Genomic DNA, 13124 nt, shown 5'->3' with positions numbered 1-13124 from the left:
TATTCGAAGTTAAATTTTCGATAAACAATGTATTAATTGGCGCAAATATTCACCTTATAGCAGTTATTATTAAAATATAGTGGGTTTAAAAATTACGATTTAAATTCAATCATAAAATTAAGCGGCGTAAATCCTGTTTTTTGACGAAAGAAACTAATAAAAGCACTATCATTCGCAAAACCTAATCGATATGAAACATCAGAAATGCGCTGATGTTGTGATAATAATTCAATGGCAGCTAACAACCGCCATTGTTGACGCCAACTTTGATATGGCATTGCCGTTTCTTTATTAAAAATACGTGTGATCGTTTTCTGGCTCGCCCCCACCAACAGGCTAAGATTAGCTAACGTCGGAGCGATAAAATCGGGACAATTAATCTCTTCAAGCCACTTAGCTAATCTGGCATCATTAGGCAACGGTAAATTAAAATGACTTTCAGTAGCAGAATTAAGTTCTTCTATCAATAAGTTAACTGAATTTAGTTGTTCTTTGTTGGGTTTATCAAACGGCCACATCGCCATTCTTTCAAGCAGTATCGCCATCAATGGATTAATATCAATAATCTTCATTTTACGACTAAGTTGTGGCTGTAATGATGGATCAAAATACAACGAACGGTAATGTGTAACATTGGTCATCTGCGCATTATGCAACATGCCTGCTGGGATCCAAGCTGCACGCATGGGAGGTAAAACACACTTAACCCCTTCAAGGGTGATCACCATACAACCATGATGGGAGAATAATAGCTGATCTTTATCGTGTCGATGCTCACCAGAATTATGATCACCAACATCAGCCGCGAGGCCAATCACTAAACCGTCAAGGTTATTGGGACAAAATTGTTGACCATGTTCAATATATGCCATTACTCACGCCACCTGTCCTTATATTAATATATATAGTCTTTATATTAATATAAGTTCAAAAATAAGCACCTTATAATAATTACCATGATGAAACAATACGTATATTCACCCTAACCACACAACTCATTAATAAAAAGAATAGTTTTATCTTCTATTTTTAGAACAACATTATGGAATTTATAAAAAATCATATGAATAACAATATTAATAAAATTTCAATACCATTAGCGGTGACATTATTAATGTTTCCACAGATCATCGAAACCATGTATAGCCCCGCATTAACCTCCATTAAAACCCATTTTGGCGTCACAGGTTCAACCGCAGCGCAAGGGATGTCTGTTTTCTTTATCGCCTTTGCTATTGGCGTCGTTTTTTGGGGCAGAATGTGCGATATCATTGGGCGACGTTATGCAACGCTTATTGGGTTAATCGTTTTTATTGGCTCCGCTATTCTCACTTTATTTGCATCAACATTTACCTTACTTCTTATCGGCTTTGGTTGTTGTGCCTTTGGTGCAGCGGTTGGCTCAGTCTGTACCCAAACTATCCTTCGTGATTGTTACCAAGGTGCAGAACTAGGACGGGTATTTTCTATTATTGGTACATCCATTGGGATCAGTCCTATTATTGGCATGATAACCGGCAGCTGGTTAACCGTTAATGGCGGCTATAAATGGGTGTTTGTTGGCATGATAATACTAACAAGTGGATTACTCTGCTGGAGCTTATTGCAATTACCCGAAACAAAACCGACTCAAACCCAACGAGATAGTTTACTCTCTGTTGGCACCAAAATGCTGAAAGATCTTCATATTTGGTACATCATGTTGATGGTTGCTATCTTTAATATTGCATTATTTTCCTATTATAGCCTTGCTCCTTTTATGTTTGAAAAATTACATGTCAGCATTAAATTATTTGGCTATACCAGCGCTGTACTGGCGTTAGGCTCAATCCTTGGCGCAATGCTTAATATGCGATTACTGCGTCGACACGTCATGTCACAAACTATCATCACCATTGCATCGGTCATACTGCTCATGAGTAGTGTTGGCGTTTATCTATTACAAACCTCTATTTGGTTTTTCTTGCCAATGATCTTTATATCATTGTCATTTGGTTTAGCCTTACCTAACTTATTAAGTACCGCATTAAATAACTATCGTGATCATTTAGGCAGTGCGGGTGCATTACTGGGGTTATTTTATTATCTCGTCATTGGCGCGGGTTTACATAAAGCAGCAATCGTGGGCGATCTTGGTCTCACACTCTTAGTCTGTGCCATCCTTGCGATAACACTAACGTTCTTTCATCGCGTCAATAAACAACGTCAATAAACAACGTCAATAAACAACGTCAATAAAGCGATCACCATAACAACCTAACGCTATCTATACCCTCTTTTATCTATATCAAATACAACTAAGCCGCAATAATGCGGCTTAGTGTGTGATTCAACGTAAGTTATAACATTCGAGTCGGTAACTCTGGCAAGTGAGTGCCTGTATTTGATGGGTAAATAATATATTCCCCATGAAATTTAACTTTCGATTTATAATCAGTTATTTTATACAGCAAGATTCCATGTTGATAAGCAATATCAATAAATTGCTGCACATTACCACGGATATATAAAGATAATGGTTTAACTAGCTCGCCATCCTCATTCATTGACGCAGCATACTGAGCGGAACAGACCACTAACGATGCTTTACCATCAGTATGGTGGCTAACTTTACGATTCACTTCGTATTCATTAGTCACTAGCCAATCTTGCTGCTCTAATGCAGCATAAAACGTTGTCATTACAACAGGTGTAATAACCGTTGATAGTCCTTTGTCATCAGTCACTTTGGCATAGGTTTCAGCTAAGTGCTCAAAATGCAGTTTTAGTTGTGCATTTTTACCCATAGTACGTGATTGTTGCTGCCATTCTTGTAATGTTTTCACTACGCAACGATCAAAACTATGTTGTTTAAGTACTTTTGTTACCCAAGCACTTAAAAATATACTTTCACTGACAGGGTTTTTTTGTGCTTTACCTGTTGCTTGCGCTTCTTGTAAAGCGGTTAACCCACTACTAACTACATTGTAAATTTCATTAAAAAAAATGGTCATGATTTATTTCAAACAATCCAAAAATATCAAACCACAACACAGCCTCTAAGCTGTGCGTGCAAGGAACCAATAAAAACCAGCTGATAATATAGCACATGACGCCATCGTCAACGCCATTGGCCATGCATTACCATCTGGCATTAACGCAACAAGGCCACCAACAATCGAACCAATACCAAAACGGAACGTTCCACCTAAAGAAGAAGCCGTACCCGCCATCTGAGGATAACTCGATAATAAACACGCCATGGTATTACTACCAATCGTGGACAGTGTACCAATAAACAAGGCCACAGGAATAACAACACCCCACAACCCTAGATCTAACCATTGCCCAATAAGTAGCAGTATGCCAGCAACTAATTGTATAGTTAAACCAAAACGTAACATCCAATGAGTGCCCTTTCGCTTCACAAAACGACCATTGATGCTAGTAAATAAAATCATACAAAGAATATTTAAACAAAAGTAGTAACCAAAATTCTCAACACTAATACCATAAATATCAATGTATACAAACGAACCTGCGGTTAAGAACGTAAACATGCCAGCAAAAGAAAAACCACTGCAACACACTAAGCCAAAAGCAACAGGATTTGATAATAACCGTTTATAGTTTTTAATAATTGATGATACATGAAACGGGATCCGTTTTTCTTTCGGCAGTGTTTCTTTAATTTTAAATAAAATCGAGATCAAAACAATGACGGCAAAAACAGCTAACGCCCAAAAGACAGCACGCCAACCAAACCACACAGAAAGATGACCACCAAGCACAGGTGCAATTAACGGTGCGATAGTCATCACTAACGTCACAAATGACATGGTGCGTGAGAACTCTTCGCGCTCAAACATATCACGCACAAGTGCACCAATGATAACGGCAGCCGCAGCACCAGCAAAACCTTGCGCTACACGCACAATGGTTAACTCGGTAATATTGGTACTCAACGCACCTAAAATGGTTAACACCAAGAAACTGATAGTGCCCGCGATCAACATTGGACGTCGACCATAGCTATCCGCTAACGGCCCATGAATTAACTGACCAAAAGCAAAACCTGCCGTATAAGCAGTTAGTGTTACCTGAACAGCACTCGGAGACACTAAAAAATCTTTAGCAATATCAGGCATTGCTGGCAAATACATATCAATAGCAAAAGGGGTTAAAGCAGCAATCGCACCAAGAATGAGAATGAGCTGTAAACTCAATTTAGATGAAGCGGGTTGAGTCATAAATATTCTTTTTATAAAAATAACAACAATAATCCATTGTACGCTAAAAAATGGTAATCATTCTTTCCTAATAGGAAATATAAATTATCTTAATATAAGAGAATAATAATCGTTATAAAAAAAGCATAAATAATAAAATTTATGCTTTTTGGGTATTTAAAACAATCGCTAAGATTATTTAGCTAAAAATGATGCAATCTCTTCAGCTGTTAATGGGCGGTATTTACCAAGTTCAAGATCTTCATCCAATTCAAGCCCACCTACACGCGCACGATGTAAACTAACAACGTGGTTACCTACCGCTGCAAACATACGCTTCACTTGGTGATACTTACCTTCAGTGATGGTTAATACACCCTCACGTTCACCGACTATCTCTAATTTAGCAGGTCGAGTAAGTCCTTCTTCACCATTTAATTGTACACCCGCTTTAAATTGCTCAATATTCTCAGCAACAATAGGATCAGCGGTTTCTACCAAATACACTTTTTCACACACATGACGTGGTGACGTAATACGGTGTGACCATTGACCATCATCCGTTAATAACGTTAAACCTGTAGTATCACTGTCTAAACGTCCAGCTACGTGCATTTTTTCAGGGCTAACTTCATCAAACAATACAAAAACAGTCGGATTGAAACCATCAACATGTGAACACACAAAACCTTGTGGTTTATTCAACATGAAGTAACGAGGCCCTTGCAGGCGAAGTGGACGACCTTTAAATTCCACATTGTGATTGTCACCGACAGAGAAAGAAGCACTACGGACAATTTCACCGTCAATTTCAATCATTTTATCTCGAAGAAGTTTACCGGCTTCTCTACGGGTGATACCTAAAGTGGTACCTAAGAATTTATCAAGCCTCATTGAGTGGCTCCGTTACTTACAAAAGATTCGGTATTATAGGAAGCAAATCACAGATATGCATTAAAAACTTCATTTTCGTACACATTCATACTTTAAGCACATAGCTTTTATGACGATCTAAAAAAATAAAACCATTAAACATGGCGCTATTTTGCCAAAAAATGAACATTTCTATGACTCAATTGTCATATATCTGCTAGATTACAAATTAAAAAGACATTTACTCTATGCAAATACAACAATTTACTTACACGTTGTAACCAATAAAGCTTTTAACGATAGGCTTTAACTTAGGGACTCAGTATGAATATTTCTCTCAGCACACCAACACTTTCTTCACTCAATAAATTTCTTCAATTAATAGATGAGTTATTTGATTATGAAGCCTTACCACAAAAGGCCGAACAAACCATGATCGCGGTAAAGCAGCTATTAAGTAATCCAAAACTTGGACAAGCATGGTTTATTGAAGTAGAACAACACGGTATTAAACATATTGCTGGGCATATTATTGTTAGCTATAGCTTCAGCCTTGAGCATGGAGGGAAAATTGGTTTAATCGATCAGTTCTACTTAAAAGCTGATTGGCGCCAACATGGAATTGGAACTGAATTATTACCACAACTTGAAGCCTTGGTTATTCAAGATGGCGTTAAAGCGTTATCGCTTGAAGTCAATATAGGCAATGCTGGTGCTCGTAATTTCTATGAAAAGCATGGATTTACGCCTCGTCGTCAATTTTGCATGATGACAAAAAACTTAACTGAATCCCACATCCCAGCGACCATTGCCTCATAAATAAAACCAATAATAATGATTAATTTTCATTTAAGCCTTGTTTTGACAAGGCTTTTTTCGTTATAACTACAGGGGAAACATCACGTAGGTAATAACCGCCTTGACTCTTACCTATTGGTTTATATAAAGGAACATAAAAATGTTAATAAATATCATCACCTTTATGCTATTGGTTACATTTTCATATTTTGAAATTCTAAACATAGAACGCACTAACATTAATGCGACACTTGTATTTAAACAGTAGGATATAATCATTTATGGATAGTAAACTTACTGTACTTTATGAGACTCATCTCAAGCCTCAACTTAAAGCACTTGATCATGATCGTAAAAAAGTCATAAAACAATATTGGTTATCATTACTGCTTGGGATCGGTTTTGCCGTGATTATAATTCCACTAAGCTTTATGTTCGATTTACAAGCCTTTGGTATTATTTTTTCGATTATTATTGCTATCGTTATGCACCGTTTATATAGCAAACGCTGGGATCAATATAAAAAAGACTATAAGCATAAAATAATCACTAAACTCATTAATTCAATTGATAGCAGCTTTAATTACAAGCCTGCACAATGCATAGATAAACAAGATTATAAAAACAGTGCCCTCTTTGGTCGTCATTATGATCGCTATCGTGGTGAAGATTTTATTGAAGGCCAACTCGATAAAACGTATTTACGCTTTTCTGAATTACACACTGAATACAAAACCCAAAGCCGTAATAACAGCGGTAAAAACCAAGATCAATGGCATACTATTTTTAAAGGGCTTTTTTTTGTTGCTGATGCAAATAAACACTTTTCAGGCCAAACAACTATTATCCCAAATAACCATAGTATTTTCTCGGCTACAGATCAGAAACTATCGGATATATTCAGTAATAACCAACAACAAGTGATCCTCGATGATCCTGAGTTTTCGCAACTGTTTAATATCTATAGTAATGATCAAGTTGAGGCTCGTTACTTATTATCGCCCTCAATGATACAACGACTTATTAATTTTAGTAATCGTTCTGATCATACAATAGCCTTCTCATTCGTCGACGATCATCTCTATATTGCCATTTCCAGTTCTAAGAATTATTTTGAACCTAAATTATTTCAACAAGCGGATTCTTTAACCTTTATTGCCGCTATTTATTACGATCTAAAATTTGTTATTAATATTGTTGATGAACTCGACCTCAATACGCGAATTTGGACAAAACCATAAAGCGAGTAATAAATTACAGCCATAAAAAACGGAAGCTCAAGAGCTTCCGTTTTTATTACATCTTATATTGCAACTAATCGTCTAATCTGCCAAAAATGCCGCTTCCAAAAAACATGATGTAAATTAGAAATAGACACTCCTCGCGAACTGGCTGAGTTCATAAAATCACCATTAGAAAGATAAATCCCCACATGACGTTCATTACGACCCGTCTTAAAGAAGACTAAATCTCCTAACTTAGCGTGATCCTTACGAATACGTCGCCCTAATTTCACTTGCCCTAACGTTGTTCGAGGCAAGTCTTGATGAAATACTTGACGATACATCTTCATCACAAAAGCAGAACAATCAATCCCTCGATGGCTTGAACCACCAAAATGATAAGGTGTTCCTTTCCAACCATAATATGCATGAAAAATTTTACGTTTTACCAATCGTACATGTCGCCGTTCTTGCGACTTTGTTCGATGATGACTCTTACGTAAATAATGCTTATGGTGTAATGTATGTCCTTGTTGCTTATTTTGATGTAAGTAATGATGATGAATACGAGAATGATGCACAATTGTATGGGCTGTCGTTCGCGTAGTAGACGCAGCGGCATACCATGACAAAAATGCCGATAAAATAATAATAATTCTAAAAATATAAAGCATGGTCGTAATTTTTTAATTATAAGTAAAAATCATAGCTAAGTTACAATGTAACATTATATTAATGACTATATTAGTCTATTTCTGCAATATATAAATTCAATAACAATCATACCTATCACCCTCAAAATAAGCACTATTTCCTTGACAGTTTACTTTGTAATATGTCAGTTCTATTTTATATATATTCGACATTAATCTGCTCATGGTCTTCTATTTTAAGATACCATTGTCTCTTGCCAAAATACTGGTTAAATGTACACTAGTAGCAGGTCATTTGTCATAGATTTACTGTATGTATACTTTACGTCCTTACCAACAAGATAGCGTTAACGCTACCATTCATTATTTTCGCAAACATAGCACACCCGCCGTCCTTGCTCTGCCTACGGGCGCAGGAAAAAGCCTCGTCGTCGCAGAATTAGCCCGTATTGCTAGAGGCCGTGTTCTGGTGCTCACTCATGTAAAAGAGCTGGTGGAACAAAACCACGCTAAATATGAAAGCTATGGTCTTAAAGCAGCTATTTTCTCTGCGGGATTAGGGCGTAAAGAAACCGATCAACAAGTGGTGTTTGCTTCCGTTCAATCAATGGCAAACAGTCTTGATAAATTTCATGAACAATTTTCATTGTTGGTTATTGATGAGTGTCATCGTGTACCTGATGATGAAAATAGCGCTTATCGCAAAGTTATTACACATGTACAAACCGTTAATCCCAATATCAAAGTGCTTGGATTAACTGCCACCCCTTATCGATTAGGTACAGGCTGGATTTACAAATACCATACCCGTGGTCAAGTAAAAACGGAAACTGAACGCTTCTTTCGTGATTGTATTTTTGAATTACCCATTCGTTACTTGCTTGATGAAGGCTTTTTAACTGAGCCTAAAGTGATGGATATGGCGGTATTAGGCTACGATTTTTCGTCGTTAACACCATCTAATACCGGTCATTATAAAGAATCAGATCTTGATAATGTGATCGAGCAATCAGGTCGCGCTACACCAATGATCATCGAACAAGTCATCGATTACGCCAAAGATCGTCGCGGGATTATGATCTTTGCCTCTACCGTTAATCATGCTCAAGAGATCATGGGCTATCTCGCACATGAAAATGCCGCGCTTGTTATCGGCGATACTCCCCTTGATGAACGCGATCGGATCATTAATGATTTTAAAGCACAAAAAATCAAATACCTTGTTAACGTATCTGTATTAACAACGGGGTTTGATGCGCCTCATGTTGATCTTATTGCCGTATTACGCCCAACAGAATCAATTAGCCTTTATCAGCAAATTGTCGGCCGTGGTTTACGTTTATTTGAAGGTAAAAAAGACTGCCTTATTCTTGAATATGCGGGTAACTGTTACGATCTCTATCAACCTGAAGTGGGTGATCCTAAACCGAATGGCGACAGTGAAGTGATAATGGTTCCCTGCCCTGCATGTGGTTTCAACAATAGCTTTTGGGGCAAGCTTGATCCTGCTGGCTTCCTCGTTGAGCATTATGGTCGACGCTGCCAAGGCTATTTTGAAGATGACGATACGGGTGAGCGTGAAGAATGTGGCTACCGTTTCCGCGCAAAATATTGCGAAGAATGTGGCGCAGATAACGACATTGCCGCCCGCCGCTGTCATCAGTGCAATGCGGTGATGGTTGACCCTGATAAAAAGCTACGCGAAGCATTAAAGCTCAAAGATGCAATGATAATGAAATGCACCGATATGCGCTTAGAGCCGAGTAAGAATAAGTTTGGTAAGCCACAACTTAAAGTGGTTTATATTGGCGAAGAAGATAATGAAATTAACGAGATTTGGCAGTTATCAACCAAGACTCAAAAAAGTGACTTTCTCACCAAGTTCATTAATCCGCACTTAGTGGATAGGCATCGCCCCTTTACTGATACCGCCCCGACAAAAGTGGCAAATAACGAACATCGATTACGTCCACCAGAAATCATTATTGCCCGTAAAAGTGGCCGCTTCTGGGCGATCCGCGATAAGTTGTTCGATTTGGATCAGTATCAGAAAGGCTAAAATAATAGCGACTTAGCTGTATTGACTTTTACTCGTCTTACAGCTAACTTACTGTTTTTGAAGTTTATAGTTGGATAGAAGTTAGTTAGTGATATTACGAGTGCATGAGAAGAAACAACTTCAACTGATCCAATATGCCTTTATGTTAGCAAGGAAACTGACGTTGCCCTCACAACAAAAAGTTGTCCGTTTAACGGCATAACCTTTTTGTCCATGCTGTCAGCACATCATGCAATTGGCGGGGATTTTTCGACCCAGATAAAAACGTAAAAAATAAGGATAATGGCATTAACGCGTAATAATTAAAGAGGATCTAATTATAAATCAATAAATTAAATTGATTGGTTCACGCCAAGGATAACGCTCGACTTATTTTCAATACCACCCTTCATGACATTCGCAATATTTACTTATATAAGGTTGCTCGGGCTTGTCCAACACTTCGGATAGGTGTCGGCTGCGCGACACATATCCTTATCTGTTGAACAAAGCCGCTATGCGGCAGATTAAAGCAGACAGCGATTAAGCTACCTTTAATACTCCTTTTAATGGAGTATTAATGATGAACAACGAACAACAGCAACGATCAGATTATCTTTATGTACAACATGTTACCCACTTAACTTTGCAAGGTAAACGTCCAGCTACTATTGATGATTATAGTCGTGCACTTCGTCGTATTACTCTCCATTTAGATAAATCGCCTGATACATTAACTACTGAGGATCTCAAACGATACTTAGCTCAACGGATTACAATCATTTATGGAGTACCGTCAGAATTAATCAAAATGGATTACGAAAGTTATGGGTGTCCTATGTTTTTCTTCGGATAGGTGTCGGCTGCGCGACACATATCCTTATCTGTTAAGCCTTTTATGACTCAATAGCTGTTTTTAATAAGTCTTTAAATTCATCTAATTCAAAAGTGATCATATGATCTACAGTATCTAACATTTCATATAGCACTATTGTATAGTCGTAATTAAGTTTATTGGCATAACCATTGTATATTATAGACTTCATTAGCACTTGATTAACCAAACAGTAATCATCCACATCTTTATGATCTACCAATTTTCGCAACACAATTTCTAAAATGTACGATTTAAAATCACTTGATAATTTATCGGTAGATATAATCTGACAAACAAGATTTCCTAAACATAAAATTGAACTTTTCATAATTGATTGATTATCATGTATAGGGCTAGCATTATTAAATTTAAATAATATTGCATTGCTAGAAAAGTCTAAACTATATATCCAGTCCAAACAGTTATCAACCATTGTATATAAGTGAAAATGAAAGGGGGTTGGCCATTCTTTGCTTAAATCAACGTTGTCTTCAATATTTAAATTATTTATTATTTTACGAGTAAATGACTGATAATAATATAACCACATGTGCCATTTTACTTGTTGATGCAAGGATTCAGATATCATTATATTAAAAAATTGTAATCCACAATACACTGGACATTCATACAGACCATTTTCATAATAGTTACCTAGTGGTTCATTATATTTTTTGATTAATTTATGGTCATAATCAATTAAATCATTAATTTTATCTCCGATAGGTTTATAAACAGACACCTCCTTGGCAACATTACAATCCTTTAGTAAACCGAATAAAAATTTATTATTTGGATGAAGGAAATATCTATTATTCGCTACCAAATTTTGTGTGTTTTCAATTTCATAGTAAAAAACACTACTTTTATCATCAATTAAGTTATTGATAAATAATTTAAATGGCACTTCGCTTCGAAGTGATTTTTCTTTTAGTAAATCAAGTAAGTAATATGGTTTTAATTCCGATAAAAACTTGATAAAACCTTTATTGTTAAATATCCTAGATATAATTACTAATGCATTTTCTTTATACCCTTCATCAACACTAATAATTTCAGATAATTTCAACATATATTTATCATATTTAAAATTAAAATGACTTTTTTTAACCCCAAGTAAAATATCAAACTCAGCTTTAGGCTTTATAAAAAAAGCCAACTTATTCCTTAATTTATTAGAATTACTAACCGTCTCTACATCTCCAAAATACTTCTCAAGTAAATGCGACACTTCGTCATATTTCTTTTTTATAAGTAATTGTTCTAAAACATCACTGAATTTACTTATGTTATTTTTATTAACTCTAAAGAGTTTAAATTTAACAACTAAGTAAATAGATAAAAGTAAAAATATTAAATATGTAGTATTATTCCGATTAAATCCAAACTTCCATACCCCAAAGTTATACTTAAACCCCAATTCATTAAGTATTGGATAATACATAATATAATGTATAGCTATTAGAGATGCTAAAATCACAATCCTGTCAACGACTGATATTCGTAAACTAAGATCTAATTTATTTTCTTTTGGAATAATCGCATAAACAGCAGTAATCAAACCTAACATAGTAAGAACTGTACTTGAATCCAAATTGCCTCCTAGGGCTTAACGCCTGCATAACACGTTTGCTACGATACAGACTTACCTGAATTTTAACGCCTTAATCACTGAAACTAAAGGCAAACTGACAACGCCGAATGTAGCAAATCGTGTTGATGCATTTGTTGAACGAAGCCGCTACGCGGCAGAGTAAAGCAGACAGCGATTAAGCTACCTTTAATACTCCTTACAATGGAATATTAATGATGAATAACGAACAACAACAACGTTCAGATTATCTTTATGAACAACATGTTACCCACCTAACCTTGCAAGGTAAACGTCCAGCCACTATTGATGGTTATAGTCGTGCACTTCGTCGCATTACTCACCATTTAGATAAATCACCCAATACGTTAACCACTGAGAATTTCAAGTGATACTTGGGTCAACTGATTAACAACCATTTATGGAGTACCGTCAGAATTGATCATAATTGATTATGAAAATTATGGGTGTCCTATGTTTATTTTTCCTTAGCCTAATATCCGTCATCTCGGAAGTGAGGCACGAACTATCCGTGATCTACTCAACGCGTGATCGAGCCTTAAAGACACCAGTGAAACACGTTAAATTTCACGTAGAAACATAGAATCTATAACACTGAATAGTAGATTCTCTATTACTCATATTGAATAAATTGATTGATACATTAACTACTGAGGATCTCAAGCGATACTTAGCTCAACGTATTACAACCATTTATAGAGTACCGTCAGAATTGATCAAAATAGATTATGAAAGTTGTGGGTGTACAGTTTTACTTGACCACTACACTGTCAGCATGTCATGCAATTGGCGGGGATTTTTCGACCCAGATAAAAACGTAAAATAATAAGGATAATGGCATT

The 13124-nt window shown here is 36.3% G+C and carries 12 protein-coding genes and 1 pseudogene; 7 read left to right on the top strand and 6 right to left on the bottom strand.

Translation table 11 applies throughout. The features are described 5' to 3' along the window. Positions 1 to 92 precede the first annotated feature (92 nt). Positions 93 to 872, bottom strand: coding sequence for an AraC family transcriptional regulator (locus GLP24_RS04425; RefSeq protein ID WP_232615581.1), 780 nt, complete (start codon positions 870 to 872; stop codon positions 93 to 95). Positions 873 to 1063: 191 nt separating this feature from the next. Between GLP24_RS04425 and GLP24_RS04420 the strand changes: the two genes are divergently transcribed. Next, the gene (locus GLP24_RS04420; RefSeq protein WP_232603816.1) at positions 1064 to 2212 is read left to right on the top strand and encodes a multidrug effflux MFS transporter; all 1149 of its coding nucleotides are present in this window, start codon (positions 1064 to 1066) and stop codon (positions 2210 to 2212) included. Positions 2213 to 2339: 127 nt separating this feature from the next. On the opposite strand, the gene GLP24_RS04415 is transcribed toward GLP24_RS04420, so the two are convergent. The 3 genes from GLP24_RS04415 to rsuA all read right to left on the bottom strand — a co-directional run bounded on the left by GLP24_RS04415 (position 2340) and on the right by rsuA (position 5102). After that, the gene (locus GLP24_RS04415) at positions 2340 to 2993 is read right to left on the bottom strand and encodes a DUF2913 family protein (RefSeq protein ID WP_232577861.1); all 654 of its coding nucleotides are present in this window, start codon (positions 2991 to 2993) and stop codon (positions 2340 to 2342) included. A gap of 45 nt (positions 2994 to 3038) precedes the next feature. Then, on the bottom strand, positions 3039 to 4229 hold the full coding sequence (locus tag GLP24_RS04410) for a Bcr/CflA family multidrug efflux MFS transporter (protein ID WP_101768419.1): 1191 nt from the start codon (positions 4227 to 4229) through the stop codon (positions 3039 to 3041). A gap of 174 nt (positions 4230 to 4403) precedes the next feature. After that, complete coding sequence (gene rsuA, locus GLP24_RS04405; protein WP_101768420.1) at positions 4404 to 5102, bottom strand: 16S rRNA pseudouridine(516) synthase RsuA; 699 nt, start codon at positions 5100 to 5102, stop codon at positions 4404 to 4406. Between the two features lie 303 nt (positions 5103 to 5405). Here rsuA and GLP24_RS04400 point away from each other — a divergent pair, with 303 nt between their 5' ends. Both GLP24_RS04400 and GLP24_RS04395 read left to right on the top strand, forming a co-directional pair. Beyond that, positions 5406 to 5900, top strand: coding sequence for a GNAT family N-acetyltransferase (locus tag GLP24_RS04400; RefSeq protein ID WP_101768421.1), 495 nt, complete (start codon positions 5406 to 5408; stop codon positions 5898 to 5900). Between the two features lie 260 nt (positions 5901 to 6160). Beyond that, the gene (locus tag GLP24_RS04395) at positions 6161 to 7120 is read left to right on the top strand and encodes a DUF3137 domain-containing protein (RefSeq protein ID WP_232575521.1); all 960 of its coding nucleotides are present in this window, start codon (positions 6161 to 6163) and stop codon (positions 7118 to 7120) included. Between the two features lie 62 nt (positions 7121 to 7182). Here GLP24_RS04395 and GLP24_RS04390 read toward each other — a convergent pair whose 3' ends face one another. Continuing rightward, the gene (locus GLP24_RS04390) at positions 7183 to 7776 is read right to left on the bottom strand and encodes an NlpC/P60 family protein (RefSeq protein WP_101768423.1); all 594 of its coding nucleotides are present in this window, start codon (positions 7774 to 7776) and stop codon (positions 7183 to 7185) included. 292 nt (positions 7777 to 8068) lie between these two features. Between GLP24_RS04390 and GLP24_RS04385 the strand changes: the two genes are divergently transcribed. The 3 genes and pseudogenes from GLP24_RS04385 (at position 8069) to GLP24_RS04380 (ending at position 10649) form a co-directional block, all read left to right on the top strand. Next, positions 8069 to 9814 carry a DEAD/DEAH box helicase gene (locus tag GLP24_RS04385; protein ID WP_232615580.1) on the top strand — a complete coding sequence of 582 codons (1746 nt, stop codon included), beginning with the start codon at positions 8069 to 8071 and terminating at the stop codon, positions 9812 to 9814. A 91-nt stretch (positions 9815 to 9905) separates the two neighbouring features. Next, positions 9906 to 10016: pseudogene (locus tag GLP24_RS19980) on the top strand (IS91 family transposase); the annotation flags it as partial. Positions 10017 to 10373: 357 nt separating this feature from the next. Next, positions 10374 to 10649, top strand: a complete 276-nt coding sequence (locus tag GLP24_RS04380; RefSeq protein WP_407951491.1) for a phage integrase N-terminal SAM-like domain-containing protein — start codon at positions 10374 to 10376, stop codon at positions 10647 to 10649. A 40-nt stretch (positions 10650 to 10689) separates the two neighbouring features. Here the strand turns inward: GLP24_RS04380 and GLP24_RS04375 are convergent, their stop codons facing one another. After that, positions 10690 to 12264: a hypothetical protein gene (locus GLP24_RS04375; RefSeq protein ID WP_232615579.1), complete on the bottom strand. Its 1575-nt coding sequence runs from the start codon at positions 12262 to 12264 to the stop codon at positions 10690 to 10692. A 212-nt stretch (positions 12265 to 12476) separates the two neighbouring features. Here GLP24_RS04375 and GLP24_RS04370 point away from each other — a divergent pair, with 212 nt between their 5' ends. Beyond that, positions 12477 to 12653 (top strand): phage integrase N-terminal SAM-like domain-containing protein, encoded by a 177-nt coding sequence (locus GLP24_RS04370; RefSeq protein ID WP_232615578.1) that lies wholly within the window; start codon positions 12477 to 12479, stop codon positions 12651 to 12653. Positions 12654 to 13124: the final 471 nt, after the last annotated feature.

It is taken from the genome of Photobacterium carnosum (assembly GCF_021236965.1).
GTDB lineage: Bacteria > Pseudomonadota > Gammaproteobacteria > Enterobacterales > Vibrionaceae > Photobacterium > Photobacterium carnosum.
This window is presented reverse-complemented; position numbering and strand designations above follow the sequence as displayed.

Coding starts and splice junctions, on each gene's coding strand:
- GLP24_RS04425 (WP_232615581.1), bottom strand. CDS start 872: ATGGCATATATTGAACATGGTCAACAATTTTGTCCCAATAACCTTGAC.
- GLP24_RS04420 (WP_232603816.1), top strand. CDS start 1,064: ATGAATAACAATATTAATAAAATTTCAATACCATTAGCGGTGACATTA.
- GLP24_RS04415 (WP_232577861.1), bottom strand. CDS start 2,993: ATGACCATTTTTTTTAATGAAATTTACAATGTAGTTAGTAGTGGGTTA.
- GLP24_RS04410 (WP_101768419.1), bottom strand. CDS start 4,229: ATGACTCAACCCGCTTCATCTAAATTGAGTTTACAGCTCATTCTCATT.
- rsuA (WP_101768420.1), bottom strand. CDS start 5,102: ATGAGGCTTGATAAATTCTTAGGTACCACTTTAGGTATCACCCGTAGA.
- GLP24_RS04400 (WP_101768421.1), top strand. CDS start 5,406: ATGAATATTTCTCTCAGCACACCAACACTTTCTTCACTCAATAAATTT.
- GLP24_RS04395 (WP_232575521.1), top strand. CDS start 6,161: ATGGATAGTAAACTTACTGTACTTTATGAGACTCATCTCAAGCCTCAA.
- GLP24_RS04390 (WP_101768423.1), bottom strand. CDS start 7,776: ATGCTTTATATTTTTAGAATTATTATTATTTTATCGGCATTTTTGTCA.
- GLP24_RS04385 (WP_232615580.1), top strand. CDS start 8,069: ATGTATACTTTACGTCCTTACCAACAAGATAGCGTTAACGCTACCATT.
- GLP24_RS04380 (WP_407951491.1), top strand. CDS start 10,374: ATGATGAACAACGAACAACAGCAACGATCAGATTATCTTTATGTACAA.
- GLP24_RS04370 (WP_232615578.1), top strand. CDS start 12,477: ATGATGAATAACGAACAACAACAACGTTCAGATTATCTTTATGAACAA.